The sequence below is a fragment of the Corynebacterium aquatimens genome (genome assembly GCF_030408395.1).
Classification (GTDB): domain Bacteria; phylum Actinomycetota; class Actinomycetes; order Mycobacteriales; family Mycobacteriaceae; genus Corynebacterium; species Corynebacterium aquatimens.
Map to the genome: position 1 here is coordinate 1,475,555 of NZ_CP046980.1, position 25,433 is coordinate 1,500,987.

General features: G+C 63.7%; 24 protein-coding genes. 5 read left to right on the forward strand and 19 right to left on the reverse strand.

Annotated features, from left to right (window positions below; all coding sequences use genetic code 11):
* Positions 1 to 81: 81 nt before the first annotated feature.
* Positions 82 to 1,245, reverse strand: coding sequence for a tRNA 2-thiouridine(34) synthase MnmA (gene mnmA / locus CAQUA_RS06700; protein WP_196823964.1), 1,164 nt, complete (start codon positions 1,243 to 1,245; stop codon positions 82 to 84).
* A 191-nt stretch (positions 1,246 to 1,436) separates the two neighbouring features.
* Here mnmA and CAQUA_RS06705 point away from each other — a divergent pair, with 191 nt between their 5' ends.
* Together CAQUA_RS06705 and CAQUA_RS06710 are read left to right on the forward strand one after the other, a co-directional pair.
* The gene (locus tag CAQUA_RS06705) at positions 1,437 to 2,426 is read left to right on the forward strand and encodes a hypothetical protein (RefSeq protein WP_196823963.1); all 990 of its coding nucleotides are present in this window, start codon (positions 1,437 to 1,439) and stop codon (positions 2,424 to 2,426) included.
* Positions 2,427 to 2,468: 42 nt separating this feature from the next.
* Positions 2,469 to 3,317, forward strand: coding sequence for a spermidine synthase (locus CAQUA_RS06710; RefSeq protein WP_196823962.1), 849 nt, complete (start codon positions 2,469 to 2,471; stop codon positions 3,315 to 3,317).
* A gap of 136 nt (positions 3,318 to 3,453) precedes the next feature.
* On the opposite strand, the gene CAQUA_RS06715 is transcribed toward CAQUA_RS06710, so the two are convergent.
* The 7 genes from CAQUA_RS06715 to CAQUA_RS06745 form a co-directional block, all read right to left on the reverse strand.
* Entirely contained in the window at positions 3,454 to 4,527 is a 1,074-nt protein-coding gene (locus CAQUA_RS06715) for a glycoside hydrolase family 25 protein (protein ID WP_196823961.1), read from the reverse strand.
* A gap of 66 nt (positions 4,528 to 4,593) precedes the next feature.
* Positions 4,594 to 5,943 (reverse strand): cysteine desulfurase family protein, encoded by a 1,350-nt coding sequence (locus CAQUA_RS06720; RefSeq protein ID WP_196823960.1) that lies wholly within the window; start codon positions 5,941 to 5,943, stop codon positions 4,594 to 4,596.
* A 65-nt stretch (positions 5,944 to 6,008) separates the two neighbouring features.
* Complete coding sequence (locus tag CAQUA_RS06725) at positions 6,009 to 6,974, reverse strand: electron transfer flavoprotein subunit alpha/FixB family protein (RefSeq protein ID WP_196823959.1); 966 nt, start codon at positions 6,972 to 6,974, stop codon at positions 6,009 to 6,011.
* Between the two features lie 12 nt (positions 6,975 to 6,986).
* Complete coding sequence (locus CAQUA_RS06730) at positions 6,987 to 7,790, reverse strand: electron transfer flavoprotein subunit beta/FixA family protein (RefSeq protein ID WP_196823958.1); 804 nt, start codon at positions 7,788 to 7,790, stop codon at positions 6,987 to 6,989.
* Positions 7,791 to 7,827: 37 nt separating this feature from the next.
* Positions 7,828 to 9,162, reverse strand: a complete 1,335-nt coding sequence (locus CAQUA_RS06735; RefSeq protein WP_196823957.1) for a THUMP-like domain-containing protein — start codon at positions 9,160 to 9,162, stop codon at positions 7,828 to 7,830.
* Between the two features lie 14 nt (positions 9,163 to 9,176).
* Positions 9,177 to 9,992, reverse strand: coding sequence for an NUDIX hydrolase (locus CAQUA_RS06740; RefSeq protein WP_196823956.1), 816 nt, complete (start codon positions 9,990 to 9,992; stop codon positions 9,177 to 9,179).
* A gap of 78 nt (positions 9,993 to 10,070) precedes the next feature.
* Positions 10,071 to 10,934 carry an ABC transporter ATP-binding protein gene (locus tag CAQUA_RS06745; RefSeq protein WP_196823955.1) on the reverse strand — a complete coding sequence of 288 codons (864 nt, stop codon included), beginning with the start codon at positions 10,932 to 10,934 and terminating at the stop codon, positions 10,071 to 10,073.
* Between the two features lie 56 nt (positions 10,935 to 10,990).
* On the opposite strand from CAQUA_RS06745, the gene CAQUA_RS06750 reads away from it, so the two are divergent.
* From CAQUA_RS06750 to CAQUA_RS06760, 3 genes are all read left to right on the forward strand, one after another.
* Positions 10,991 to 13,087 (forward strand): maltotransferase domain-containing protein, encoded by a 2,097-nt coding sequence (locus CAQUA_RS06750; protein WP_196823954.1) that lies wholly within the window; start codon positions 10,991 to 10,993, stop codon positions 13,085 to 13,087.
* A 14-nt stretch (positions 13,088 to 13,101) separates the two neighbouring features.
* Complete coding sequence (glgB, locus tag CAQUA_RS06755) at positions 13,102 to 15,294, forward strand: 1,4-alpha-glucan branching protein GlgB (RefSeq protein WP_196823953.1); 2,193 nt, start codon at positions 13,102 to 13,104, stop codon at positions 15,292 to 15,294.
* 346 nt (positions 15,295 to 15,640) lie between these two features.
* Positions 15,641 to 16,774 (forward strand): HNH endonuclease signature motif containing protein, encoded by a 1,134-nt coding sequence (locus CAQUA_RS06760; RefSeq protein WP_196823952.1) that lies wholly within the window; start codon positions 15,641 to 15,643, stop codon positions 16,772 to 16,774.
* 26 nt (positions 16,775 to 16,800) lie between these two features.
* Here the strand turns inward: CAQUA_RS06760 and CAQUA_RS06765 are convergent, their stop codons facing one another.
* The 11 genes from CAQUA_RS06765 to CAQUA_RS06815 form a co-directional block, all read right to left on the reverse strand.
* Positions 16,801 to 17,106: a thiamine-binding protein gene (locus CAQUA_RS06765; protein ID WP_196825536.1), complete on the reverse strand. Its 306-nt coding sequence runs from the start codon at positions 17,104 to 17,106 to the stop codon at positions 16,801 to 16,803.
* A gap of 10 nt (positions 17,107 to 17,116) precedes the next feature.
* Positions 17,117 to 17,410: an Rv1322 family protein gene (locus CAQUA_RS06770; protein WP_231375352.1), complete on the reverse strand. Its 294-nt coding sequence runs from the start codon at positions 17,408 to 17,410 to the stop codon at positions 17,117 to 17,119.
* A 68-nt stretch (positions 17,411 to 17,478) separates the two neighbouring features.
* Positions 17,479 to 18,171 (reverse strand): endonuclease NucS, encoded by a 693-nt coding sequence (gene nucS, locus CAQUA_RS06775; RefSeq protein ID WP_196823951.1) that lies wholly within the window; start codon positions 18,169 to 18,171, stop codon positions 17,479 to 17,481.
* A gap of 83 nt (positions 18,172 to 18,254) precedes the next feature.
* Positions 18,255 to 18,752, reverse strand: a complete 498-nt coding sequence (locus CAQUA_RS06780) for a DUF2550 domain-containing protein (RefSeq protein ID WP_196823950.1) — start codon at positions 18,750 to 18,752, stop codon at positions 18,255 to 18,257.
* Between the two features lie 156 nt (positions 18,753 to 18,908).
* On the reverse strand, positions 18,909 to 19,277 hold the full coding sequence (locus tag CAQUA_RS06785; protein ID WP_196823949.1) for a F0F1 ATP synthase subunit epsilon: 369 nt from the start codon (positions 19,275 to 19,277) through the stop codon (positions 18,909 to 18,911).
* Positions 19,278 to 19,286: 9 nt separating this feature from the next.
* Positions 19,287 to 20,798 carry a F0F1 ATP synthase subunit beta gene (atpD, locus tag CAQUA_RS06790; RefSeq protein ID WP_231375351.1) on the reverse strand — a complete coding sequence of 504 codons (1,512 nt, stop codon included), beginning with the start codon at positions 20,796 to 20,798 and terminating at the stop codon, positions 19,287 to 19,289.
* A gap of 3 nt (positions 20,799 to 20,801) precedes the next feature.
* Positions 20,802 to 21,776 carry a F0F1 ATP synthase subunit gamma gene (locus CAQUA_RS06795; protein WP_196823948.1) on the reverse strand — a complete coding sequence of 325 codons (975 nt, stop codon included), beginning with the start codon at positions 21,774 to 21,776 and terminating at the stop codon, positions 20,802 to 20,804.
* Positions 21,777 to 21,905: 129 nt separating this feature from the next.
* A complete protein-coding gene (gene atpA / locus CAQUA_RS06800; RefSeq protein ID WP_196823947.1) occupies positions 21,906 to 23,588 on the reverse strand; it encodes a F0F1 ATP synthase subunit alpha in 1,683 nt (560 codons plus the stop codon).
* Between the two features lie 40 nt (positions 23,589 to 23,628).
* Entirely contained in the window at positions 23,629 to 24,459 is an 831-nt protein-coding gene (locus CAQUA_RS06805) for a F0F1 ATP synthase subunit delta (RefSeq protein WP_196823946.1), read from the reverse strand.
* 5 nt (positions 24,460 to 24,464) lie between these two features.
* Positions 24,465 to 25,061 carry a F0F1 ATP synthase subunit B gene (locus tag CAQUA_RS06810; protein WP_196823945.1) on the reverse strand — a complete coding sequence of 199 codons (597 nt, stop codon included), beginning with the start codon at positions 25,059 to 25,061 and terminating at the stop codon, positions 24,465 to 24,467.
* A gap of 54 nt (positions 25,062 to 25,115) precedes the next feature.
* Positions 25,116 to 25,358 carry an ATP synthase F0 subunit C gene (locus CAQUA_RS06815; RefSeq protein ID WP_196823944.1) on the reverse strand — a complete coding sequence of 81 codons (243 nt, stop codon included), beginning with the start codon at positions 25,356 to 25,358 and terminating at the stop codon, positions 25,116 to 25,118.
* Between the last annotated feature and the right edge of the window lie 75 nt (positions 25,359 to 25,433).

Consider the following 25,433-nt stretch of genomic DNA (forward strand, 5'->3'; position numbering starts at 1 on the left):
AAGCGTTCCATAAGCACTCTAGGCACGGCGCGCGCTGCATGCTACCGGGCAACTGGCTCGCCTATCGCACGAGCGCGGTCACTACTCCGTGCCGCAGATGGTGCCTGACCCCACAACGATGTCGCCCTTACCATCGGGGTCCGGCAGGTACAGCACGGCGGCTTGGCCGCGGGCAACGCCGCGAAGCGGCTCGTCGAGCTCCAGCCGCATCGTGTCCGCATCAATGTCCACGTGCGCGGTGCAGCCCATGACGCTGCCGTGGGCGCGGATCTGTACGTTCGCCGAAAACGTGTGCGGGCCCGCAGGTGCGGAGGGCGCGGGCTCGCCGCCAGCGGCGGAAACAGGCGTCGGCGCGTCATCACGGCCGCTGCCGACCATCGCCGGGTGGAGGACTTTGAGGCGGTCGGCGTGGATCGTCGATACGCGAAGTGCGTCACGAGGGCCGACGGTGACTGTGCCGGTGGCAGCGTCGATGTCGGTGACGTAGCGCGGCGTGCCGTCGGCGGCGGGAACGCGAATGTCCAGGCCCTTGCGCTGGCCGATCGTGTACTGGAACGCGCCATCGTGCTCTTTCAAAGCGGTGCCGTCCTGGTCCACGATCATGCCCGGCCGCATCCCAATCGAACGCCCCAAAAACGCCTGGGTGTTGCCGTCGGGGATGAAGCAGATGTCGTAGGAGTCGGGCTTGGTGGCCGTCGAGAAGCCATGTGCCTTTGCTTCTTCGCGGATCTGGGGCTTCTCCGTGTCGCCGACGGGGAACAAACAGCGGTCTAGCTCGTCGCGCGTCATGACGCCCAGGACGTAGGACTGGTCCTTGTTGGCGTCGGTGGAGCGGCGGAGGTTGCCGTCGTCGTCGATAATTGCGTAGTGCCCCGTGGCAATAGCGTCGAAGCCGAGCGCCATCGCGCGCTCCAGCAGGGCCGCGAACTTGATCTTCTCATTGCAGCGCAGGCAGGGGTTGGGGGTCTCTCCGCGCGCGTAACTGTCAACGAAGTCATCGATGACCTCCGCCTTGAAGCGGTCAGAGAAATCCCACACGTAGAACGGAATCCCCAGGTGATCGCACACCCGCCGCGCGTCAGCGGAGTCTTCCAGCGAGCAGCAACCGCGCGCAGACTCGCGCGTCTGCTGGGCGTCCTTGCTTAGCGCAAGGTGCACGCCCACGACGTCGTGTCCGGCGTCCACAAGCCGGGCGGCCGCCACTGAAGAATCGACGCCGCCGCTCATCGCAGCTAAAACTCGCACGGCCACGCAGTGTACGCCCAGCCGCTGGAACGACAAAGCTGAGATGCAAACGGGAGCCTAAACGAGCTCACGGCTACTGGGCGACTGCGATAACATAAAAGAGTTCTGGAAATTATCTGCAGCGGAGCTGTCACTGTCACCCAAGCGGCTTGTCTTCTAGCCCCCGCAGAACCGCACCATCAAGGAGAATAATGCGTACCTCTCGTATCCTCGCAGGAGCTCTCGCTCTATCTATGACCGCGTCTGTCGCTGCCGTGCCAATCGGTCACGCGGCTCAAGTCGCTCCGCCTGACGCTAAGGGTCGATGCGAAATCACCCTGAACTTCGTCGAAAGTAACTTTGAAGCCGAGTACGAAGAGTTCTTTCGCAAAGAGATCGAGGACCTCAGCGACCAGGCGTATCTCAATGGTTTCGAAGCGGTAATCAAAGGATCGAAGGACATAGCCAACCGCTACGCGCAGGAAAAGGATTTCACGACCTACGTCCGCGAAGCCGGCAAGACGAAAATTTACATCCCTTGGCCGAATCTCAACCCCATCGACAAAGCAAAGAAGGAGTTGGACGAGAGCTACGTGCGCTCTCTCCAAGGACTAGGCATGAGCACAGCACGGGCAGAGTTCTTGCTCGATACCGTGACAGACTCTTATATCGATAAGGAACGCCGACTCAACAACATCAAGAAGCCGGAAGAACCGCGAGTCGTATACCAGAGCACAGATCCGAACCCCTCATACGATCAGCCAGATGTGTCGGAATCGCTGTCGGGACTGTTTCAGGTGATCCTGGGCCTTTTCAATTTCTCACCCGAGGAGTCGAAGAAGTTCTCAGACGCTTATTCTGCGACGCTGCACAGCACCGCAAGCGGTAAGAAGTTCCTTAACACAGTCAACGCTTACGCCGCTGCTACGAACGAAGCGCAGAAAGCGTGCGACAAGGGCACTGGTTCGGATTTTGTGAAGTTCCCTACTTCGTGGCCGTCTACGACGACCCCCGACAAGACAGCTTCTAACACCGGCAACACTGGTAACACCGGCAATACCGGCAACAGCTCGTTCGTCGACGAGAACGGCAAGCTCACCACGGGCGCAATCGTGGGCATCGTGGTCGGTGTGCTCCTTGCCGTCGTTGGCATCGGTGCTGTTCTGCTCCCTCAGCTCGGACAGTTCATGCCTCGCCGGTAGTGCGAAAACCTAATCCCTAAGGGGACTTCCTAGAGCAGCATTGTGACGCGAAAGCAGCGCGCCGAGGAGGCGCAAACCTACGAGATCGACACTGGCACCGCGGAGATCGTCCACGAGCACGACGGCTCGCTGTTGCTCACGGTCAACGGCGTGCCTAGCTCCCACATAGTGCCCGACGAGCCGGAGCGTTTAGAGTTCGAGTACATGCGCTGGATCGTCGCGGCCGCGGAAGCATTCTGGGGCGGCGAGCGCGAGAAAGCCAGCGTCACGCATCTGGGCGGTGGCGGGTGCTCGCTGGCGCGTTACTTCGCACACGCGTGGCGCGGCTCCCGCAACACGGTCGTGGAGCTCGACGGCCGGCTCGCGGAGCTTGCGCGCGCGCACTTCGACATCCCCCGGGCGCCCGCGGTGAAGATTCGCGTCGGCGACGCCCGCGCGGTCACCGACACCTTCCACGCCGCGAGCCGCGACATCATCATCCGCGACGTTTTCGCGGGCTCCACTACGCCACGCAGCTTATCGACGGTCGATTTCTACACCCAGTGCTTTTCAGCCCTGCGCCCCGGCGGGCTGTACCTGGCTAATTGCGGGGCGCATTCGGATTTGAAGGAAGCTCGGGAAGAACTAGCCGGGATGCTCGAGGTGTTTCCTTCTGTTGCCGCGATTGCCGATCCGCCGATGCTCAAAGGGCGGCGCTACGGCAACATCGTGCTAATCGGCGCCGACCACCCGCTTGATCCAACGCCGGAACTCACCCGTGCTTTGCTGGGCGGCGCGGTTCCCGCACACGTCAAAGGCAAGGACTGGGCTGCCTCCCTCGCCCACGGCAGCGCCGCCCGCCACTGCCGCAACGCTCCGCCCCTGCTCATTCCTGAAGCTTCTGACACTTGAGCCTCGGCGACCGGCCTTTGGCAACACAAAACCGCAGGTACAAAGCCTGCGGTTTGTGGATCAATGCGTCGTCGTGTCAGCGTCTTCAGGATCGTCCCTGGGAAGTAGCTGCGGGGCTGGTGAGCCCCGGGCGGGGCTATTCGCTGGAGCCCTCGCCGTCCTTGGTGGAGTTGTGCAGCAGGATCAGTAGGTCACCGACGGAGTACTTGCCGATGAGCATGTTGTTCAGGTCGTCGATAGGCAACTTGCCCGAAGCGAGCAGCTTGGTCACGTCCTCGGCGATGTTGGCGGCATCGTAGTCGCTGAAGCCGAATGCCTTGGCCAGTTCGGCGACCTGCGGGGCGCTGAGAACGCCGGTGGCCAGGCCCAGGATTGCGCCGACGAGGGCGGTGTTGTCCTTCTCCAGAACCGCGAGGCCTTCCTCGATGGCACTGTTCGGTGCGGTCTGCGTCCGTAGCTGGGCGAACTGGCCGCCGGCGGCTTCGTTGTTGCCCGCCGCGAAGGCCTTGAGTTGGTTCTTGTCGCCGTTGAACAGGTTCATGTCAACGATCGTCGGCACGCCAGCGACGCGGCCGGAGCCGGAGCGCTGCCAGATGTCAACACGGTCCCAGCCACCGACCGGAGCGGGCGGCGAGGTCTGGTACGCGGCGAGCCACAGCGGGAACTCGGCGAACTCGGTGGTGTTGGCCATCTTGCCGATCCAGAAGTACTTATACGTGTACAGAATCGGCGTGCGACCGGTGAGCTTCTTCAGCTCGTCCATGAAGTCGCGCGTCCACTGCTGAAGCTGCGCGGCGCTTAGGCCCTCGTCGACTTCCAAGTCAAGCACGGGCGGCAGCGTGTTGGCCGGGCCGGACTTGATCACGTTGGCGAAGTGGCGGGCCTGCGCACGCGCGTCAATGCCGGGGCGCGCGAAGTGGTACGCGCCGACCTCAAGGCCGTTGGCGCGTGCGCTTTCGACGTCTTGGGCGTAGCTAGGGTTCACAAACCCGGTGCTCTCCGTGGCTTTCACGATGGCAAAGCCCTGGGTGGCAGACACTGTCTTCCAGTCAATTGCCACTCCACCAGGGTGGTTGTGGTTGGACACATCGATGCCCTCGACCGTGTTGGCGTAATCATTGGAAAACGCGCGCGGCACGAGCACAGCGAAGCTCATCACCACAATGGCAATGAGCGTGACGATGGCAGCAGGACGCAAGGTACGAGTCATGCCTGGGACGATAGGCCACTTTCGTAACATTTATCCCACGCGACACGCGCGTTAAAGCTGACAACTTTAGAATTTTGCCGCCACACGCGCACGTTCTATCACATCAGGAAGAACAGAACACAGCTTATCGACGGCCTCCTCCCCCGTATCCCGACCCATCGTGAATCGCAGAGCCCCCAGCGCATTGGCCTCGTCGGCGCCCATCGCTTCGAGAACGTGGCTGAGCCTGTTGACCCCGCTGTTGCACGCCGAACCCGTCGATGCTTCGATCCCGTGGGAGTCCAACAACATGATCATTGCGTCGCCGTTGGCGCCGGGGAATTGGAAGTGCGCGTGCCCCGGCAAAACGGCCGGCGCGGCCCCCGCCAACCCATCCCTCGCCGCGGCGGGCGTCGCCGCGGCGGTGGGCGTGGCCCCCGCCCCCGCCAACCCATCCCTCGCCGCGGCGGGCGTCGCCGCGGCGGCGGGCGTGGCCCCCGCCAACTCTTGCGTCGCAGCGGTGGGCTCCGCCCCCGCTGCCTCCGCCCCCGCTGCCGTGACGATGCAGTCGGGAATTGCTGTGCGGAGGTGGTGGACGAGGCGGTTTTTGAGCGTCGATAAGCGATGTGCTTCGGCCTCCATTTCTGCGACCGCTTCTTTCAACGCTGCAGCTGTCGCGGCTGCGCTGGCGACGTCGACCGTGCCGGAGCGAAGCCCGCGCTCTTGCCCGCCGCCGTGAATGATCGCGGTCGGGGCCGGACTGCGCTTCGCCAGCAAAATGCCCACGCCTTTGGGCCCGCCGAACTTGTGCGCGCTGGCGGCCAAGGTTGTGGCCCCGAGCGCGCGGAAGTCGACGGGCAGGTGGCCCACTACCTGCACGGCGTCGATGTGCGTTGGAGTTCCCGCCGCCGCGGCGAGCTCCACGAAACGTTCAACCGGTTGGATCGCTCCCGTTTCATTGTTGGCCCACATCATCGTGGCCACGGCGGCGGGTGTGCTCAGCACATCGGCATCCAGCTCGATGAAGCCGGTCGGCGACGGCTGGAGGTAGTCGACCTCCGCGCCGCTCGCGGCCAAGGCCTTGACGGTCTCCAGGACAGCTGGGTGCTCGATCGACGTGGAAACCACCCGGCCGGCTGCGGGATCTGCTGCAGGATTTGCTGCGGGGCCTGCGCCGGGCGTGAGACTCGCGCGATACAGGCCGGCGACGGCGATGTTGTCGGCCTCCGTGCCGGAGCCGGTGAAGATCACCTCGACGGGATCGGCGCCGAGCAGCTCGGCGATCGTTTCCCGCGCCTGGGCGAGCGCCGCGTTAGCCTTCCGTCCCGAACCGTACTGGCCGGCCGGGTTCAGAAGGTGCGCGTGCTCTACCCATGCGTCCACGGCCACCTGCCGGATCGGGCTGGTGGCGGCATGATCAAAGAAGTATCCCAGCATAAAGGCTCACTTCGGCGGGCGGCGCTGTGCGGGCGCGGGGCGGCGCGGGCGGGGCGCGGGCGGGGCTAGCCCTTGCGCGCCTGCAGCTGGCTGATCAGTTCGGGAACGATGTCCTCGACGTCGCCGACGGCGGCGATGTCGGCGATGTCGAAGATCGGTTCGTCGCCGTCCTGGTTGACAGCGACGATGGTGCCGGAGGTTTGCATCCCAGAGGTGTGCTGGATCGCACCGGAAATTCCCAGGGCAATGTACAGATCCGGGGAAACAGTCGCGCCGGTCTGGCCGACTTGGGTTTCGGGGGCGGCCCAACCGTCGTAGACGATGTCGCGGGTGGAGCCGACGGCGGCGCCGAGTTCGTCGGCAAGTCCTTCGACGTAATCGCGGTAGCCTTCAGCGGAACCGACGCCGCGGCCACCGGAGACGACGACGCTCGCGGACGCGAGGTCCGGCCGGTCAGCGGGAGTTTTCGGCGTAAACCCGGTGACGGTGACGTCGCGGGCAGACGCCCCCGGCAGAGGCATCGGCGCCAGTTGCGCATCGGCTGGCTGAGGCTCCGCCTTCACCGCGCCAGGCCGCACGGTATAGATCGGGCACGGCCCGCCCGCGACCGCGGTCGTGGTGTAGGACCCGCCGAAGATCTGGTGCGCTGCGGAGCGGTCGGCATTGATGGCCGACACGTTGGCCAGCACACCGGAACCCAGGCGCGCGCCTAAGCGTCCGGCGATTTCATTGCCGGTGGTGGTCGCGGCCACGACGATCGGCGCGGGGTTCGCGCTGCCCAAAGCATGGAGGGCGTCAACCTCCGGCGTGATCACGCGCGCGGAGTAATCCTCGGCGGAAGCATCAATGACCTGCGCCGCACCGAGTGCCCCAAGCTCCTGGGCTAACGACGACGCCTCACCCGGCGCCCCCACCACCACCGCGCTGACTACGCCCAAAGGGCGCGCGGCGGTGATGAGTTCGGCGGTGACGGGGCTCAAGCCGGAACCGCTACCCGCGGCGCGCTCTACCAATACATATACGTGTGACACGTCAGTGGCTCCTTAGATGAGGTTCTTTGCTTCAAGCTGGGCAATGATTTCGGCGGCGACATCGGCGGCTGGGCCTTCGATGGGCTCGCCAGGCGTGCGCGGCGGAACGGCTGCGGCCGCCGTGACCTGGGTGGCGGAGTGTGCCAGGCCGACCTGGCCCGCATCCACACCGATCTCCGCCAGCGTGAGGTGGGTGATCGGGTGGTTCTTCGCCGCGCGCATGCCCTTGAAGTTCGGGTAGCGCGGCGTGTCGGACTTCTCTGTCACGCTCACGATCGCAGGCAGCGGCGCCGAAAGTTCCCACGTGCCTCGCTCGTCCTCGCGAGTCGCGGTAACGCCCGCGCCAGCGCCAGCACCAGCGCCATCAACGCTGACATTGTGGACATTCGTCAACGCCGGAATCTGCCGGTACTCGGCCAAAAGGCCTGGCAAAAGCGCCGTTGACCCGTCCGAGGACTGGTTCCCCGTCACGATCAACGCCAGATCATCAATCGTGTTCAAGGCGTTGGTCAGCCCCCACGCGGTGGCGATGGCGTCGGAGCCGGCGAGGGAGTCGTCGATAAGCAAAAGTGCGTCATCCGCGCCCATTGCGATCGCGCGGCGCAGTGCCTCCTCGGCCGCGACGGGCCCCATGGACACGGCGACCACGCGCGCGCCGAGCGAATCCTTGATGCGCAGGGCGGCTTCGACGGCGAACTCGTTGATCTCATCGATCACCGTGTCGCCGCTGTCACGGTCAAGGGTGTTGTCCGCCTCGAGCGATTTTTCTGACCACGTGTCTGGGACGCTTTTGACCAGCACCGCGATGGTGGGCATGGTTCTCCTTCAATTTGGGATTAGTGCGCCCCCGAGCTTAACCCCGCTCGCGCGCGTCGCACACATATGCCACCGCCATAGTGCCCTCACGAGCGATGACCACGGCCCGCGATGCGTCACCGCGCAGCTTCATTTTCTTCCTCAAAGCGTCGGGGTCCACGTTGACTCCGCGTACAAGAATCTCCACCGCGCCCGCGTCATGCGCGGCCAGCGCCGCCTTGAGTTTCTTCAGCGGCACGCGCTCGCGCACGCGAAAGCCACTCCATCCAGCGGGAATCGCGTCCCCCGTGAGGAAAGCAATTCGCGGATCAAGCATCCACAGCCCGTGCCGCGCGGCCCACTGTTGCACGAGTCCCGCGCGAATCACGGCCCCATCAGGTTCCACAATGAAGGCACCATGCTTATCGACGCCCACCTCTCCCCCATCACCGTCCCTCACCCTCTCGGCGACGAACGCTGCACCGGCCGTGCCCGCGCCTGCGTCTGTGCCCGCGTCCGTGGCCGTGCGGATCACCACCGCCTCACGCCGGGCGTCACTGAGACCGGGTGTGTACAAGCAGGCTTCTTTCACACCACCATCGACGCTGACCACGCTGACCAGACCGTCCCAACCGCTGTAATCAATGCCCGGCGCGCACTTTACAGACATGTGCGCCCCGGGGTGCGCGGCGATGAGGTCCGGCAACGGCGGAATCAGCTTCGCCGGGTCGGTGATGCGGCGGCCGTCGGCCCGGCGCGCGGGATCGGCAACAATCGCTGTGTGGGTGGGCCTGTGCCGCGAGGAGGCTGGCGCCAAGGCCGGCGCCGAAACCGGGGCCATGATCGGGGCCAGCGCGTCGGCGCGGGCAAGCCACGCCCGCGGCGCGGCATCGGGTGGCGCGGCATCGGCATCCGCAAGCTCGTTGAGAAACAACTCAACGTTGTGGCGGGCCATGAGCAGCCGTGAGAAATCAAGGTCGCTGCCCAGGTACGACATGCCCAGCTCCAGCATCGCGGGGGCCTCGCTGGCGATCGAGCACGTGACGTCGTGGACAAGCTCTATCCCCGCGGCGTGGAGGTGGCCAGCGCGCACCTGGGCGACGGGGTGCGGGGTGGCCTGCTGGGCGGAATCGGAATCCATCAGCCAGCCGGGCTGGCTGCGAGCAGGCTGGGAGGCTCCGGGCTCGGTGCGAACGGACGGGAACTTCGCGGCAGCACGCTGGCGCGCCGTGATGAGCTCCGCGACTGCCCGGGCGCGGTCGCCGAAGCGTTCGCTTAAGTGCGCGTGATCGGAAAAGGCGCTGGCCTTGGTTAATCCCAGTTCGGGTGTGACCTCATCGATGGCGTCAAGGTGGGTGGCTAAGAAGCGAACATCGTCGGGCGTGAAGCTCATGGGTGTGAGATGTTCTACCAGCCGATGCGGTTGACGGGATCGTGGCGGAGAAGTTCTTCGTAGCGGGGAATCTTCACCGGGTCGCCGATCACCGGCTCGATCCGCGCGTTGTGGGCGGCGGCGACCACTTCGGCGGCGGTGGAAAACTGCGCAACGTCATACAGCTGCGCGAGCGTCGAACGGGCGAAGCGGACGAGGCCCTCGCGCCACCCGTCGAGAAGCAAATTCGGCGGGAACCAATTCGCGTCGGAGGCCTCACCCGTGGCGTTATCCGGCTCTTGGCCGTCGGGCAGTACGGCCACGAAGGAAAACGTGTCAAACCAGTTTCCCTTCTCGCTTGTCCCCACCCAGCGGCCATACGGCAGAACAAGGTTCGCGTCCACGTCCAGACCCGTTTCTTCCAGGACCTCCGTCAACGCCAGCTCGTGGTTTTCCAAGCGCCGGCGCAGCTTGTGAAACGGGCGGGCGTCGCTGACCAGCTTGCCGTCGTCGTCGACAAGCAAAAGCGTGCCCGTTTCTTCAAACAGCTCGCGCACCGCGGCAAACGTCAGCGCGTGCGCTTGGCGCGGGCGAACGCCCAGCTGCATCGCGATGTCTTCCACCGGGCGGCCGTACCACAATTCCGCGGCCTCTTGCTTGTCCGAAGGGAAATCGCGGAAGTCCACGCCCCCGCCGGGAAACACCGTCATGCCTGGGTAATTCGGCATCGTCAGAACTCGCTCTTGCATCCACACCTCGAGCCCAGCGGCGCCATCACGCACCAAGATCACGGTGGCAGCCAACCTGCCGCCACGCAGCCCCATCATGTCTTGCTCGTTGGAATGCTTCATAGTTAAAAGTGAGCCCACGTTCCTTTTCTATCGCCAAAGCTCAGGGTATCGTTTCGCCCACGGCGCTCGCCAACACGCTTATCGACGATGGGTGCCACCACGGCGCACCCGCCGGGCGAAGTAACGGCCGTCATCCTTCGTGATCGTAATCGGCTGGTGGTAGGCGCTCGTGAGGTTCTCGCTGGTTAAGACCTCATCGATGGGGCCCTGGGCGACGACTGACCCTTCGTCGAGAAGCAGCGCGTGCGTGAATCCTTCCGGAATTTCCTCAACGTGGTGGGTGATCATGATGATCGCGGGCGCATCCGGGTCGAGCGCGAGGTCGCCGAGGTACGCAACGAGGTCCTCGCGGCCACCCAGATCAAGGCCCGCGCCGGGCTCGTCCATGATGAGCAGCTCCGGGTCGACCATGATTGCGCGCGCGATGAGGACGCGCTTGCGCTCGCCGTCAGACAGGGTGTTCCACGTCCTGCCCCGCAGGTGGAACGCGCCCACCTGGTCGAGGGCGTCGTGGACTTGCTCATAGTCCTCTTCTTCATACTCCTCGCGCCAACGCCCCACGATCGCGTAACCGCCAGACAGCACGAGGTCCTCGACGCGCTCGAGCGGCGGCACGCGCTCCGCAAGCGAGGTGGACGTCATGCCTATCGACGTCCGCAAGTCGCGCATGTCAGTCTTTCCAATCGTCTCACCGAGGATCTCAATTTCGCCTGACGACGGAATCGCCTGCGCCGCGGCCATCGTGATCAACGTGGTTTTGCCGGCGCCGTTGGGGCCAATAACGACCCAGCGCTGGCCCTCTTTTACCTGCCAGTTGATGGGTCCGACGAGGGTGTTTCCGCCGCGACGGAACTCCACGTCGGCGAAATCAATCAACGTGGCAGCGCGAGCGGTGGATGAGGCTTTGGTGGGGTTAATCGGCGTAGCAGTCACAGCGTCCATTCTGTCTGATTTTTTCACTCTGCGGGGCGCGACACTTCCCGGCTACTGTGGGGTTCATGACTGTTGGCCGCCTTGGTATCGATGATGTCCGTCCCTCTACGTCCGATCGAACGCTGCCCACGAAGGCCGTCGTCGGCGAAGTAGTCCCCCTCTCTGCACTGGTGTGGCGCGAAGGCCACGACGCAATCGCCGCTACCGCGATGCTGACCTCGCCGTCCGGCCGCACCATCGCCGTAGCCATGAACGCAGAAGAAGACCGCCCCGATTACGTCCACGCCGTCTTCGCGCCCGACGAAGAAGGACTGTGGCGCTTCCGCATCGACGCGTGGTCCGACCCCTACTCCACCTGGCGCAACGCCGTAACCAAGAAGTCCGCCGCCGGCCAAAGCGCCGAAGAGATGGCGAACGACCTGGCGTTCGGGGCGGAGCTGTTCGACCGCGCCGCACGTGCCGCGCTCGCTAACGCTCGCGCCGCACGGCGAACAGACGAAGGCGAAGAAGACGCTCGCGCGGCACAGCGAGCAGACGAAGGCGATGTCGCCGAGCTGCTCGCCGGGGTCGCCGAGGCCCTGCGCAGCGACGCCCCGCTGCGCGAGCGCCTCGAGCCAGCGCTGTCCGATGAGGTCACGGCGCTGATGAGCCAACGCCCGGTGCGCGACCTGCTCACCCGCGGGCCGGAGTGCCAGATCCTGGTGGAGCGCAAGAAGGCTGCATTCAGCTCGTGGTACGAGCTCTTCCCGCGATCCACGGGTGGTTGGGATGACAACGGCCACCCGGTGCACGGCACGTTCCAAACAACCGCGGACGCGCTCGAGCGCGTTGCCGCGATGGGCTTCGACACCGTGTACTTCCCGCCGATTCACCCCATCGGTGAAGTCAACCGCAAGGGTCCAAACAACTCGCTGGTGGCGGAAGAGGGCGACGTGGGCTCCCCGTGGGCGATCGGTTCGAAGGCCGGCGGCCACGACGCCATCCACCCTGAGCTCGGCACGGAAGAAGACTTCGTGGCGCTCATCGAACGCGCCAAGCAGCTCGGGCTCGAGGTCGCACTCGACTTCGCGCTCCAGGCCGCGCCGGATCACCCGTGGGCGCGCGATCACCGCGGCTTTTTCACCGAGCTTGCCGACGGCACGATTGCCTACGCCGAGAACCCCCCGAAGAAGTACCAGGACATCTACCCCATCAACTTTGATAATGACCGGGACGGCATTTACAACGAGTGCTACCGCGTCATCATGCACTGGGTGAACCTGGGCGTGACCACGTTCCGCGTGGACAACCCCCACACGAAGCCGACGGACTTCTGGCACTGGCTCATTTCCAAGGTGCACGAGACACACCCGGAGGTCATCTTCCTCGCCGAGGCCTTCACCCGCCCGCCGCGCCTGTTTGGCCTGGCCAAGGCTGGGTTCACGCAGTCCTACACCTACTTCCCCTGGAAGACGACCAAGCGCGAGCTCACCGGCTTCACGCAATCCACGGTGCGGTTCTACGACATCTCGCGCCCGTCGTTCTGGGTCAACACCCCGGACATTCTCCAGGCCTACATTCAGACCGGGAACAAGGCAGCGTTCGCGGTGCGCGCCACGCTCGCCGCTACGTTGAGCCCGCTGTGGGGCATGTACTCCGGCTTTGAGCTCTACGAGCACGAGCCCGTCACCCAGGGCAGCGAGGAGTACCTCGATAGCGAGAAGTACCAGCTGCGCCCCCGCGACTTCGCGGGAGCCAAAGAGCGCGGCGAGTCGCTGGAGGACTACATCACGCTGCTCAACCGCCTGCGCCAGAACCACCCGGCGCTCCAGCAGATGCGTACGCTCCACTTCCACACGATCGACAATGACCAGCTCATCGCCTACTCCAAGGTGGATCCGGCCACGGGTGACGCGGTGCTGGTCGTGGTCAACCTCGACCCCACATATCCGCAGGAAGGCTTCATCACGCTGGATATGGAGGAACTGGGCGTTGCTCCGTCGTCGTCGATAAGCGTGCGCGATGAGATCTCGGGTGAGACGTACCAGTGGGGCATGCGAAACTACGTGCGCCTCGCGCCGCAAGAAAACGTTGCGCACATCTTCGCCCTGCCGGAAGTGGGCCTCAAGGAGCGCGTCAAGCTTGCTTATCGACGAATGGACGACGACGAATACCGGCCGTAGGTATAAAGGAGCGCATGACCGAAGTTAACCCGCACCTACTCATCCCGGACACTGACCGCGCACGCTTGGTGGAATGCAAACACCACGCGCCGCACGACTTCTACGGCTGGCACTCCACCCCGCGTGGGTCTGTGATCCGCACGCGTCAGCTTGGCGCGACCGACGTCCGGGTGTTGATCCACAACGATTCCGTGCCGATGGAGCCGATCGGCGACGACATCTGGGTGCTCGGACTCGAGGACGACTTGGCGCCGGACTACCGCCTTGAGGTGCACTACCCGGAGGGCGCGCCGGTGATCACGGCCGACGCGTACCACTTCCTGCCGACGTTGACGTCGTTTGACCTGCACCTCATCGGCGAAGGCCGCCACGAACGCCTGTGGGAAGTACTCGGCGCGAACGAGCGCACCTACTCGACGTCGATGGGCGAGGTGTCCGGCACCGCGTTTGCCGTGTGGGCGCCGAACGCGCAGGGCGTGGCTGTTGTTGGTGATTTCTGCGCGTGGAACCCGAATCAGTGGCCGATGCGCTCCCTTGGGGCGACAGGCGTGTGGGAAGTGTTCATCCCCGGTATTGGCGCGGGGATGCAGTACAAGTTCACCATCCAGGGCGCCGACGGCAGCGTGATTGATAAGGCGGACCCGCTGGCGAAGCAGACCGTTGCGCCGCCGGAAACCGTATCCGTGGTTGCTGGCGTGACCGAGTACGAGTGGTCCGACCACGAATGGATGGCCGCGCGCCCCGGCGTGGATGCGACGAACGCGCCGATGAGCGTGTACGAGTGCCACATCGGGTCCTGGAAGGTTGGCTACGGCTACCGCGAGGTCGCCGAAGAGCTCGTGCCGTACCTGGTTGACAACGGGTTCACGCACGTGGAATTCCTTCCGGTGGCGGAGCACCCCTTCGGCGGGTCGTGGGGCTACCAGGTCTCCGGCTACTACGCGCCTACCGCGCGCTGGGGTTCACCCGACGACCTGCGCTACCTCATCGACCGGTTGCACCAGGCGGGCATCGGCGTGATCGTCGACTGGGTCCCGGCGCACTTCCCCAAGGACGCGTGGGCGCTCGGGCGTTTCGACGGCACGGCGCTCTACGAGCACCCCGACTGGCGCCGCGGCGAACAGAAAGACTGGGGCACCTACGTCTTCGACTTCGGCCGCAACGAGGTGCGCAACTTCTTAGTTGCTAACGCGCTGTACTGGTTCGAGGAGTTCCACCTGGACGGCATCCGCGTGGACGCCGTGGCGTCGATGCTGTACCTGGACTACTCGCGCAACCCCGGCGAGTGGATCCCCAACCAGTTTGGTGGCCGCGAGAATCTGGACGCGGTGCAGTTCCTCCAGGAGATGAACGCGACAGTCCAGCGCACCCACCCGGGCGTAGTGACGATCGCCGAGGAATCCACCGCATGGCCGGGCGTGACCGCGCAGACCGCGTCCGACGGCCTGGGCTTCTCGCTGAAGTGGAACATGGGCTGGATGAACGACACGCTGGAGTACTTCGCGCTCGATCCGGTGCACAGGTCCTACCACCACAACGAGATCACGTTCTCCCTGGTGTACGCGTTCTCGGAGAAATACGTCCTGCCGTTTAGCCACGATGAGGTCGTCCACGGCAAGGGTTCTTTGTGGGAGCGCATGCCGGGTGACTCGTGGAACAAGGCCGCCGGCGTGCGCGCCCTCTACGGCTACATGTTCTCCCACCCGGGCAAGCAGCTGATGTTCATGGGCTGCGAGTTCGGCCAGACCACCGAGTGGAACGAGGCCGCTTCCATCAACTGGGACGACCTCGACGGCTGGGACCACGAATACCACCACGGCATCCGCCGCCTTGTCCGCGACCTCAACCTGGTCTACCGCGACAACCCAGCGCTGTTCAGCCAAGACAACACGCCCATGGGCTTCCAATGGGTCAAGGGAGACGACTCCAGCAACAACTTCCTCGCCTACGTGCGCTGGGGCGTGGACGCCACGCCGATCCTCGCCGTGATCAACCTGTCCGGCTCCCCGCTGAGTGGCTACCGCCTCGGCCTGCCCGAAGGCGGCGACTGGGAGCTTCTTATCAACACCGACGCCGACGTCTACGGCGGCGCCGGCAACGACCTTGCCCAGCGCGTCACCGCGTCCGACGAGGGCCACGACAGCTTCGAGCACTCCATCACCCTGGACATCCCGGCGATGAGCGTGCAGTACTACGTCAAGCGCTAGCCCCGCGAGCCCGCGCCCCGCGAGCCCGCGCCCCGCGAGGCGGCCGCGCGGCCGCGGCCGCGACCGGGCAGCGCGGCCTGCAAGTTTGAGCCCCGCGGTACCCCCCTACCGCCGGGCGCTGCGGCGGTGTGGGTGTTGGCGATGTTCCTACTGTCCGCGACTTTCTTTTCGCTTTTCCACATTCCGAACATTTTCGCTGCTGGCGGAGCTGACCCACGATTGGCGCGCTACCGTGTGCGGGAGGCGGACTTAGCACAATCGCCTATCGACGACCACCCCTAAACGCACACCATAGTGTACAGAAAGGCCTTTACACTGGCGTTTTGCAGGTTCTAGCGTTGGGGCTATGAACACTTTTAGAACATTAATTGGCGCTTTGTCGCACGCGGCGGTGGATGCACTCGCCGACTTCGACAGGGAGGCCGCGCTGAGCGCCGGAATTGACCCCGCGCGGGTGAGAGCGTGGTCCAAAATCCATGAGGCGTATTACGGACCAACGACGTCGCGACAGAAACAGCGACTCGCATTAGAACAAGCGCAGCGGGCAGGGATGTCTTTGGACCAACTGGCGCTCATCGAGCGGCGCGTGGCCAAATTCGCCTCCGCGCGCACCCGCAACAAGATGCGCGTGGCCCTTTTGGCCGTGCGGGGGAATTACAAAACGCTGGAAAAAGCCGCGAAGGAACTCGCTCCCCAGCCCACAAAGCCCGCCCGGAAACAAGTCACGTTCAGCCCGTCGAAGAACGGCACCCGCACGATGACCGTCACCGCCGACGAGCGCGACCTCGCCGATTTCGAACACTTCCTAAGTCAGGATCTCGATCCCTCGCACCCCGCCGCGCCCCAGTTGCTTAAGCGGTTCCTCGCGTTCATGCGCGGCAACCCAGCGAGCGACCCCGGCGGCCCAAGCGACTCCAGCCCCGGCGTACCGTACGCAGTCCCCCGGCCACTTCTTCTCCTCCCGCTGCCGGACTGGGTCAGCATCATCAACGGTGAGGGCGACGAGATCGAACTCTCCCTCACCGACGGCACCAATATGACGGGTGCGGAGTTCCTGAATGGTTACTTTGGAACCGTCGATAATGGGCTCGAAGCTGCGGTGTTCCACCCAGAGCACGGCGCGGTCAACTTGTACCGCACGCAGCGTCTGGCTAACGCCAAGCAACGAATTCTCGCGCGGGCTTCGATGCCTGTGTGTCCGGTTCCCGGCTGCCGTCGCGGCGCTGACTCGTGCGAGATCCACCACATCAAACCGTGGGCCAAGGGTGGCGCGACGAACATAAGCAACCTCGCCCCGCTTTGTCGCTACCACAATCGCGTCAACGACGATGATCCCGCGCGGCGCAAGCGCGGCCACATCCGCATGCGGCGCGGAACCCCGGTCTGGGTCTCGCCGCGCGGATACGCGGTCCCAAATCCACACCACAATTACAAGTACGCGGCGATGCTCTCTCTTTACGGCAGGCGGCAGCCCGTTTAGCGGTTGGGTCTCGCCGCGGCCCGGGGCTACAGCGCGTCGAGTTCGCGCTCGAGGCTTTCCACCTTCGACGCGATCTGCCCCGTGTAGCCGGGACGAATGTCCGCTTTGATCACCAGCGACACCCGGGGCGACGCCTCAGCGACGGCCTCGGTTGCGCGTTTCACCACGTCCATGACCTCGTCCCACTCCCCTTCGACCAACGTGAACATCGCGTTGGTCTCATTCGGCAGCCCAGATTCGCGCACGACCTTCACGGCGCGCGCAACGGCCGCAGCCATTTCTGCGGTGGCATCGGGAGTCTCAGTCGGGGCAACAGAAAATGCAAGGATCATGCACTCAAGCTTATCGACGATCCCAGCAATGCCTATGCCAGTGTCTCCGATCGTCGGCACGCCCGCCGGTATCGCGCGGCCACGCGACGACGTGCGCTACCCCCGGCGGAATGTTCTGGTTGCACCCTGGGCATACATAGAACTTCGTCGCTGAGGCCGATCCCATTTGGCGCACGAGGTACGACTCCCCGTGGGTCCAGCTCGGTCCCGGTTCTTCGCGGGTGCCCCAGTAGGCTCCGCCGTCGCGGGGCAATCCGCGGTCCGGGAGATACGAGCCTGAGTGGCGACGATTTCTACGCGGCATGGTTGTAGCTTAGATGCGCGGCGGCGCCCCGTGCGAACCCGCGGCGGCGCCGCACTTCTTCTGTCGTTTTAGAACAAGCGGAGTTCGTTGGATTCGATGCCGCGGAGCTCGTCGTAATCAAGCGTGACGCACTCGATGCCGCGGTCCTTTGCCAGCGTGCGAGCTTGGGGCTTAATCTCCTGAGCGGCGAACACGCCACGGACGGGCTTGAGCAGTTCGTCGCGGTTAAGCATCTCGACGTAGCGTGTCAGCTGCTCCACGCCGTCTATTCCGCCGCGGCGCTTCACCTCGATCGCGACCGCCAGGCCATTCTGGTCGCGCGCCATGATGTCCACTGGCCCCAACGGTGTGGGGTATTCGCGGCGGACGAGGGTGTAGCCGTCGCCAAGCGTTGCGATGTGCTCCGCCAACAGCTCCTGCAAGTGCGACTCCACACCATCCTTCACGAGGCCGGGATCAACGCCAAGGTCGTGGGACGAATCGTGGTGGATTTCCTCGATGGTTATCCGGAGCTGCTCGCCCTTCGGGTTCTCGACGATCCACAGGCCCACACCAGTGTCCTCACCGTCGATGTCCTGGATGGTCTCCTCCACGATCGTGCACGGCGGCGTCATCCAGTTCAGCGGCTTGTACGCGCGGTCATCAGCGTGGACAGACACCGACCCATCGGCCTTGACCAAAATCAGCCGGTCAGCCATAGGAAGGTGGGCATCTAAACGCCCCACATAATCGACGGAGCAACGGGCGATGACTAGGCGCATGGGGGCCAAGCCTAGTTCACGTCGCGGCCGAGCAGGAAGTCAGCGCCGCGGCCGCTGGCCAGACGGGCCGCACGGGCCGCACCTTAGCGCGGCGAACGAAGCGCCCGCTGGTGCAGCACGTTCATGTCAGTGCGCACCTGGCGGTGATCGGGTGAAGACTCAATCCACGACACCAACGCCATCGCCGCGTGATGATCGGCGCCGAATTCGAAGCGGAGGCGGTCGTCGGCGCCGCCGCGATTGTCGGCAGCAGTTGGCGCGGCGCACGACAGCTCGAGGATCGCCCCGGTCTCGGGCATGATCGCCCGCTCGTCGGGGCTGAGATCGCGCTTGCCTTCAAACGTCAGCTGGTTGCGCGCAAGAACGATGTCTGGGCCAAACGAAAAGGACCGCAGCTTAAAAAAGCGGATGCAGTCCTGGTCATATGTGAGAATTCCGTGGCGCCAGCCATGGACGCCGTCGGCAGGCATGGTGCGCATGAGCACCTGCGTGCCCTTGTTGCGCAGCGTCACAAACCGCCACGCAGCCCCAGTTAGCAGCACGACCGCGATAGCGATGGCCGCGAGAACGAAGAGCTTCATGGTCTTTCAGCCTAGTCCGATCCCTCACGGCCTTCTATCAGCCTTAAGTAGGACAAACGAAAGCCCCAGCCGGTATAGCTGGGGCACTTCGCTTATCGACGGCGGATTCCCACCGCCGCGGCGGTTATGTGCCGCCGCGGTTATGTACCGCCGCGGTTATTTGCCGCTTCGGCGCAACGCCGCGAGTTCGGCCTCGCTGCGTGCACGTTGCGTTGGGTCCTCGCTCTCGCGCTCGGATTCGGCAGCGTTCGAGTCAACTTCGTCGGCTAACACTGCGTAGTCTGCCAGCACAGTCACCTTGTTGCCGGCGACGGCAAGGAAGCCGCCCTGGACCGCAGCGACGATCTTGTCGCCATCAACGGGAGTGATGGTGACAACACCGTTCTGCTTGAGTTGACCCAGGAATGGCTCGTGACCAGCCAGGACACCGATCTCACCCTCCGTGGTCTGGGCGGTAACGATGTTCGCTTCGCCCTTCCACAGCAAGCGGTCGACAGAGACCAATTGAGCGGTGATTTCAGCCATGGCGGCCTCCTACTTCTCTTGCAGCTTCTTGTATGCAGCCTCGACGTCGTCGAGACCACCGAGGTTGTTGAACGCCTGCTCCGGGTAGTGGTCGAACTCACCGTTGGCGAGGCGGTCGAACGCGTCGATCGTCTCATCCAGCGGAACGTAGGAACCCGGGTCGCCGGTGAACTTCTGAGCAACGAAGAAGTTCTGGCCCAGGAAGCGCTGGATCTTACGTGCGCGCTGAACCGTGATCTTGTCTTCTTCGCTCAGTTCGTCCATACCAAGGATGGCGATGATGTCCTGCAGCTCCTTGTTCTTCTGCAGGATGTTGATCACCTTCTGGGCAACGCCGTAGTGGCGCTCGCCCACGATGCCTGGTTCCAGGATGCGGGACGTCGAGGTCAGCGGGTCCACAGCCGGGTAAATACCCTTCGAGGCGATGGAACGGCTCAGCTCAGTGGTCGCATCCAAGTGGGCGAAGGTGGTCGCCGGAGCCGGGTCGGTGTAGTCATCCGCAGGAACGTAGACGGCCTGCAGGGACGTAATCGAACGGCCCTTGGTGGAGGTAATGCGCTCCTGGAGCACACCCATTTCGTCGGCAAGCGTCGGCTGGTAACCCACGGCGGACGGCATGCGGCCGAGCAGCGTGGACACCTCAGAACCTGCCTGGGTGAAACGGAAGATGTTGTCAATGAACAGAAGCACGTCCTGGTTCTGAACATCGCGGAAGTACTCCGCCATCGTCAGGCCGGACAAAGCCACGCGCATACGAACCCCTGGCGGCTCGTCCATCTGGCCGAAGACGAGTGCGGTATCGGGCAGAACGCCCATCTCTTCCATCTCGAGGAAGAGGTCCGTACCCTCACGGGTGCGCTCACCAACGCCGGCGAAGACCGACGTACCGGAGAACTCACGCGCAATACGGGTAATCATCTCCTGGATCAGAACGGTCTTGCCCACACCGGCACCACCGAACAGGCCGATCTTTCCACCCTTCACGTATGGGGTGAGAAGGTCGATGACCTTAATACCGGTTTCCAGGATCTCGGTCTTACCTTCGAGGTCCTTGAAGGCCGGAGGCTCGCGGTGGATGCCCCAGCGCTCGCCACCTTCGCCGACGCTCGGGTCGTCCAAGCAGTCGCCGAGGGCGTTGAAGACGTGGCCCTTGACCTGGTCACCGACCGGCACCGAGATCGGGTTGCCGGTGTCGGACACCTTCGCGCCACGCACCAGGCCGTCGGTCGGCGCCATGGCGATGGTGCGCACGAGGTTGTCACCCAGGAACTGGGCGACCTCGAGGGTAATGGTCTTCGCCACTGCCTCGAGCTCGATGTCCACCTTCAGGGCGTTGTAGAGCTCTGGCAGTTCGCCGCGCGGGAACTCCACGTCCACGACGGCGCCGATGACGCGCACGACGCGGCCGTTTTCGGAGCCCGCCTCACGACGCTCTTCTTGGTTGTTCGCGGCACCGGAGGCGGCTTCAGTCACAGCCCCGGTCGGCTCGCTTTGCTCTTCATGGGTTAGAGCTGTAGTCATGTTTTAGTCGCTTTCTCCGCTACCGGACAACGCACCAGCGCCGCCGATAATCTCTGTGATTTCTTGGGTAATTTTCGCCTGACGCAGCTGGTTAGCCTCACGCGAAAGATCGTTGGCCAGCTCGGTCGCGTTGTCTGTCGCGTTCTTCATCGCGGTACGACGCGCAGCGGACTCCGCCGCGGACGCCTCGAGGAAGATCGAGTACAGCATCCTGGACACGTACGCTGGCAGCAGCTCGTCCATGAGGGTTTCCGGGTCCGGCTCGAATTCCATGTCTGGCTTCACGTCACCGGACGTGGTCAGCAGGTCTTCTTGCTCGAATTCGTATTCCTCAATGACCGGCTCGATCGGCAGCAGCTGGAATGCTGTGGCCTCCTGAGACAGCATCGAGACGAACTTGGTGTAGACCACGTGCACCTGGTCGAACCCGCGGACGGATTCGCCTTCGGCGCCGCGTAGGCCTTCACGCCAATCGACGGTTCCCTCGGAGCTCGCAGCAAACCCGCGGATCATGTGGTGGCGCACGTCGTGCGTCTTGTCCCAATCCGGGTCCTGGGACCATCCGGTCCACGCGCCTGCGATCTCCTGGTCGCGGAAGTCGAAGTGGGTGACGCCCTTGCCGCCGGTGACGTAGCGGACTACGTCGTACCCAGCTTGGTTGAGCATCGCCTCGAGTTCCGCGGTCTTCTTCAACACGTTGTGGTTGTAGCCACCTGCCATACCACGGTCCGAGGTGACCACCAGCACGGCGGCAACTTTGCCGTTTTCGCGCTCGTGGAGCATCGGGTGGGACAAGTTGCTCGCAGCCAACAGCCGCTCCATGACGTCGTGCATCTCCGTGGCGTACGGCTGTGCCGCTTCCACGCGCTGCTGGGCCTTGGTGATTCGCGAGGTCGCGATCAGCTCCTGGGCCTTGGTAATTTTCTTCGTTGAGTTGACGGACCTGATGCGGTCACGCAATTCGCGAAGTGTTGCCATGGTTTACTCTCCTCCCTTCCTTATAAGTCGGTTGTAGTTTCGGTAGCTAGTTTCTCTGGCGCACGAGCACGCTTGACGACGGATCGTTGCCGCCGATCCCGCATTGCCCGTGAACAGTGCCATGTGAAACTAGTTGTCCTTCTTGGCCGACTTGCGGGAAACGGTGAGACGGTGCTTGTCTACCTGGGATTCGTCGAGAGCCTTGGCCTCCGGCTCGCGGACCGTGTGGTCGGAGTCGGTGGTCTGGAACGTCTGGGCAAAGCGCTCGTTGACGGCCTTGAGGGTCTCCTTGGACTCTTCGGAAAGCGCAGCGCCGCCGTCGATCTGCTCGTAGACCTCGGGGGCCTCGGCGCGGATCGTCTCGTGCAGCTCAGCCTCGTAACGGCGAACGTCCTCGACGGGAACGGGGTCGAATGCGCCCTCGTTAGCGAGGTAGATGGAGATGATCTGGAACTCCACCGGCTGCGGCGAGTTTTCCTGCTGCTTCAGCAGCTCAACCAGGCGCTGGCCACGCTCAAGCTGCTTCTTCGATGCGTCGTCCAGATCGGACGCGAACGCTGCGAAGGACTCCAGGTCGCGGTATGCGGCCAGGTCCAGACGCAGGTTACCCGCGACCTTCTTCATGCCCTTGGTCTGTGCGGCACCACCAACACGGGAGACGGAGATACCAACGTCGATAGCCGGGCGGACACCCTGGTTGAACAGGTCGGACTGGAGGAAGCACTGGCCGTCCGTAATAGAAATCACGTTGGTCGGAATGAAGGCGGAGACGTCGTTCGCCTTCGTCTCAATGATCGGCAGTGCGGTGAGCGAACCGGCGCCCAGCTCGTCGTTAAGCTTGGCGGCGCGCTCAAGCAGACGGGAGTGCAGGTAGAACACGTCACCGGGGTATGCCTCGCGGCCCGGCGGGCGGCGCAGCAGCAGCGAGATCGCACGGTAGGCCTCAGCCTGCTTGGTCAGGTCATCGTAGATAACCAGAACGTGCTTGTTCTGGTACATCCAGTGCTGGCCAAGCGCTGCACCGGTGAACGGTGCCAGCCACTTGAAGCCTGCGGAGTCGGATGCCGGAGCAGCCACGATGGTGGTGTACTCCAGGGCGCCGTTCTCCTCGAGGGTCTGGCGCACACCAGCGATGGTGGAGCCCTTCTGGCCGATTGCCACGTAGATGCATCGCACCTGCTTGGTCTCGTCGCCGGACTCCCATGCTGCCTTCTGGTTCAGGATGGTGTCGATGCAGACCGCGGTCTTACCGGTCTTACGGTCACCAATGATCAGCTGACGCTGGCCGCGACCGATCGGGGTCATGGCGTCAATAGCCTTGATACCCGTCGCCATCGGCTCCTCGACCGGCTGGCGGTCGAGAACGCCTGCTGCCTGGAGCTCCAGGGCGCGCTCTTCATCTGACTCGATCGGGCCAAGGCCGTCGATCGGCTGGCCCAGTGGGTTGATCACGCGGCCGAGGAAGTCATCCCCAACCGGCACGGACAGGACTTCGCCTGTCCTCTTGACTTGGTCACCCTCGGTGAGGGTCTCAAAGTTACCCAGGACCACCACACCGACAGAGTCGGTGTCTAGGTTCTGGGCGACGCCGATGACGCCGTTCGGGAACTCAAGCAGCTCGTTGGTCATGCAACCCGGCAGCCCAGAAACCTGGGCAATACCGTCTGCAGCCGACGTCACCACGCCGACCTCCTCACGGGAGGCCTCCGCGGAGTAGCTCGAGGTGTAGTTCGCTATCGCGCTACGGATCTCATCGGAGGAGATCGTCAGCTCCGCCATGTTCTTCCTGCTCTCGGTAGTTTCTTCCAGCATTGTGTTCAATATGTTCTTCTCGGTCACTTCTTAAAAAAAGTTAGAAAGTCGTGTTCGCCAGGTCTGCACGCAGGCGCTGAAGCTTCCCGCGCGTCGACCCGTCGATGATCTCGTCTCCAACTCGAATGGTCATGCCGCCGAGGAGGCTGGGGTCTACCTCGGAGTGAATGGCCATCTCGCGACCGTAAATGTGTCCAAGCTTGGCTGCGAGAGCGTCACGCTGCTCGCCGGAAAGCTCTTCCGCGGTAACAACTTCAGCCACCGCCTTGCCTGTCAAAGCGGCGGCGTCGCGTGCAACGGCTGCGATGTCGTCCGCGGGGTTCTTCTCCGGACGGCCGATGACCTGAAGGGCCAGGGCCTCGGTGATAACCGTGACTTTGCCGTAGAGAACGCTCGCAAGCAGCGAACGCTTCTGGTCGGCCGGGGCTGTGCGATCCGATAGCAGCTGCCCGAGCTCGGGCTCCCGTTCGATGATACGGGAGAGCTGGTACAGCTCGTTTTCCACTTGCTCGAGCTGGCCCTGCTTCTCAGCTCCGCGCAGAAGCGCTCGGCGGCCAAGGTTGACCAGGCCGGTGCGCAGTTCACGCGGGTTGGACCACTCTTGCTGCGCTGCTTCGCGCAGGATCTGGGCGGTGGGCTCGGCGACTTTGGAGCCAAAGACGTCGTTCATGATGCCCACGCGCTGCTCAGCGTCGAGCGCTGTGTCGGCCACTGCGACACGCAGGGACCTTTCGGAATCGAGCTGATCGACAACCATGAAGAGTTCGGTGCCAATCTGCGCCGCATCAGCGACTGCATTCTCGGACGCGCCAACTAGCTGCTCGAGCTTGTCTGCGACGTTTTCCTGTGCTTGTCGGCTAGCTGCTTTCATCTCGCCTACTTTCCGCTCGAACCGGCTGGTGCAACTGAGTCAAGCTGCGACAGGAACTGGTCGATCGTGTTCGAGCGACGGGTGGAATCCGACAGCTCGTGGCCAAGGAGTTCCTCGGCCAGGTTGATCGAGTTCTGTCCAAGCTCGTTGCGCAGCTCTGCCACGACCTGCTCGCGGGAAGCCATGAGCTGCTTCTCGCCTGCTTCGATGATGCGGCGGGACTCAGCTTCAGCCTTTGCACGGTGCTCCGCTTCGATTTCCTTGCCCTTTTCGCGGGCATCTTCACGGATCTGTGCAGCTTCAGCGCGTGCCTCAGCGAGCTGTGCGTTGTTCTTCTCCAGGGCAGCCTTAGCCTCAGCCTGGGCGGCCTGAGCGCGCTCGATGCCGCCCTTGATGCGGTCTTCGCGCTCTGCGAGGACTTCCTGGAACTTCGGAAGCACAAACTTCCAGAACAGCAGGAAGACAATGAGGAAGACAACGAGAGACCAGACGATGTCGTACGGCGCAGGTAGAAGGATGTTCGGAGCTCCTGCACCTTGGGGTTCACCATCCAAAGGCAGTTTCTCGCCTCCCTCTGCTAGGTAAAAAATGACGTTCGTCATGTGGGCTCCTGTTCAAAAAGGTTTTACGAAAGTTTTTCTTTAACGTGGGTTCTTTTAGAACAGGAAGCCGGCGACGAGGCCGATCAGGGCAAGAGCCTCGACGAAGGCGATACCCAGGAACATCGTGGTACGGAGCTGGCCGGCCATCTCAGGCTGGCGTGCCATGCCCTCGACGGTCTTGCCGACCAGGATGCCGATGCCCAGGCCCGGGCCGATGGTGGCGATACCGTAGCCGATGGTGCCAAGACCCGTGTACTTGGTAGCGTCTGCTGCCTGGGCGAGGATGATGTCGTTCATTGAAAGTCGTTCCCTTTCTTGGTGTCCGCCGTGATTGAGATTGTTGAAGGCGGACGAGTTGAAAAGTGAGTGGGG

Bases quoted from the DNA above. Each gene is read 5' to 3' on its own strand.
- CAQUA_RS06795 (WP_196823948.1), bottom strand. From the start codon at position 21,776: ATGGCAACACTTCGCGAATTGCGTGACCGCATCAGGTCCGTCAACTCA.
- CAQUA_RS06720 (WP_196823960.1), bottom strand. From the start codon at position 5,943: ATGCTGGGATACTTCTTTGATCATGCCGCCACCAGCCCGATCCGGCAG.
- CAQUA_RS06730 (WP_196823958.1), bottom strand. From the start codon at position 7,790: ATGCCCACCATCGCGGTGCTGGTCAAAAGCGTCCCAGACACGTGGTCA.
- CAQUA_RS06760 (WP_196823952.1), top strand. From the start codon at position 15,641: ATGAACACTTTTAGAACATTAATTGGCGCTTTGTCGCACGCGGCGGTG.
- CAQUA_RS06770 (WP_231375352.1), bottom strand. From the start codon at position 17,410: ATGCCGCGTAGAAATCGTCGCCACTCAGGCTCGTATCTCCCGGACCGC.
- CAQUA_RS06715 (WP_196823961.1), bottom strand. From the start codon at position 4,527: ATGACTCGTACCTTGCGTCCTGCTGCCATCGTCACGCTCATTGCCATT.
- nucS (WP_196823951.1), bottom strand. From the start codon at position 18,171: ATGCGCCTAGTCATCGCCCGTTGCTCCGTCGATTATGTGGGGCGTTTA.
- CAQUA_RS06785 (WP_196823949.1), bottom strand. From the start codon at position 19,277: ATGGCTGAAATCACCGCTCAATTGGTCTCTGTCGACCGCTTGCTGTGG.
- CAQUA_RS06815 (WP_196823944.1), bottom strand. From the start codon at position 25,358: ATGAACGACATCATCCTCGCCCAGGCAGCAGACGCTACCAAGTACACG.
- CAQUA_RS06810 (WP_196823945.1), bottom strand. From the start codon at position 25,061: ATGACGAACGTCATTTTTTACCTAGCAGAGGGAGGCGAGAAACTGCCT.
- CAQUA_RS06765 (WP_196825536.1), bottom strand. From the start codon at position 17,106: ATGATCCTTGCATTTTCTGTTGCCCCGACTGAGACTCCCGATGCCACC.
- glgB (WP_196823953.1), top strand. From the start codon at position 13,102: ATGACCGAAGTTAACCCGCACCTACTCATCCCGGACACTGACCGCGCA.
- CAQUA_RS06805 (WP_196823946.1), bottom strand. From the start codon at position 24,459: ATGAAAGCAGCTAGCCGACAAGCACAGGAAAACGTCGCAGACAAGCTC.
- atpD (WP_231375351.1), bottom strand. From the start codon at position 20,798: ATGACTACAGCTCTAACCCATGAAGAGCAAAGCGAGCCGACCGGGGCT.
- atpA (WP_196823947.1), bottom strand. From the start codon at position 23,588: ATGCTGGAAGAAACTACCGAGAGCAGGAAGAACATGGCGGAGCTGACG.
- CAQUA_RS06780 (WP_196823950.1), bottom strand. From the start codon at position 18,752: ATGAAGCTCTTCGTTCTCGCGGCCATCGCTATCGCGGTCGTGCTGCTA.
- CAQUA_RS06745 (WP_196823955.1), bottom strand. From the start codon at position 10,934: ATGGACGCTGTGACTGCTACGCCGATTAACCCCACCAAAGCCTCATCC.
- CAQUA_RS06735 (WP_196823957.1), bottom strand. From the start codon at position 9,162: ATGAGCTTCACGCCCGACGATGTTCGCTTCTTAGCCACCCACCTTGAC.
- CAQUA_RS06705 (WP_196823963.1), top strand. From the start codon at position 1,437: ATGCGTACCTCTCGTATCCTCGCAGGAGCTCTCGCTCTATCTATGACC.
- CAQUA_RS06750 (WP_196823954.1), top strand. From the start codon at position 10,991: ATGACTGTTGGCCGCCTTGGTATCGATGATGTCCGTCCCTCTACGTCC.
- CAQUA_RS06740 (WP_196823956.1), bottom strand. From the start codon at position 9,992: ATGAAGCATTCCAACGAGCAAGACATGATGGGGCTGCGTGGCGGCAGG.